Source organism: Pseudonocardia sp. EV170527-09 (assembly GCF_008369905.1).
GTDB lineage: Bacteria > Actinomycetota > Actinomycetes > Mycobacteriales > Pseudonocardiaceae > Pseudonocardia.
On the sequence record NZ_VRMC01000278.1, the window covers coordinates 1 to 783 of the forward strand.

The 783-nt window shown below is 68.6% G+C and carries 1 pseudogene; it reads right to left on the reverse strand.

Going from position 1 to position 783, the window contains the following annotated elements:
* Nucleotides 1-57: 57 nt before the first annotated feature.
* Nucleotides 58-707, reverse strand: a pseudogene (locus tag FVA95_RS29085) (transposase); the annotation flags it as partial.
* Nucleotides 708-783: the final 76 nt, after the last annotated feature.

A 783-nucleotide genomic window follows, 5' to 3' on the forward strand; every position in this document is an offset into this window, starting at 1 on the left:
TGATCTTCGGTCCGACGCGCCGGACCAACGACAAACCAGCTCGTACCTACAGCGACATCAGAGCCCGTACGCGGACACCATGGTCGTCGTCTCGGCTGCGGGTGGGCTGGTCGCGGCTCGGGTCTTGGTGAGTAGGTCGAGGCTGATGTAGCGCCGGCCTTCGGCCCATTCGTCGGTCTGCTCGGCCAGCACGGCCCCGACCAGGCGGACCACGGCGGTGCGGTCGGGGAAGATCCCGACCACGTCGGTGCGGCGCCGGATCTCCTTGTTCAGCCGCTCTTGGGGGTTGTTCGACCAGATCTGGCGCCAGACCTCGCGCGGGAACACCGCAAAGGCGAGCAGGTCCGCGCGGGCGGTGTCGAGGTGCTCTGCCGCGGTCGGGAACTTCGCCGGGAACTTCGCCGGGAACTTCTCAGCCAGGCCGTCGATGACCCGGTCGAACTGGGCATGCACCGCGGCGGCGTCGGGCTGGTCGAAGACCGTGCGCAGCAGGGTGAGCACCCACGGCTGCGCCGACTTCGGCACCTTCGTGGCCAGGTTGCGGGCGTAGTGCGTGCGACACCGCTGCCAGCTGGCTCCGGGCAAGGCGGCCTGGGCAGGGTGGCCTCGACCGCCGAAACCAGGCCTTGAGGGCTGTCCGAGATCACCAGCGCGACCCCGGACAGCTCGCGAGTGACCAGCGAACGCACGAACCCCAGCCAGCCGGTGTCAACGGCGGGTTGGGAGTAACCCCGTAACGACGGATTGGGACTGACCCCCTTGTCGGGTGTTCAGTCGTTGCTG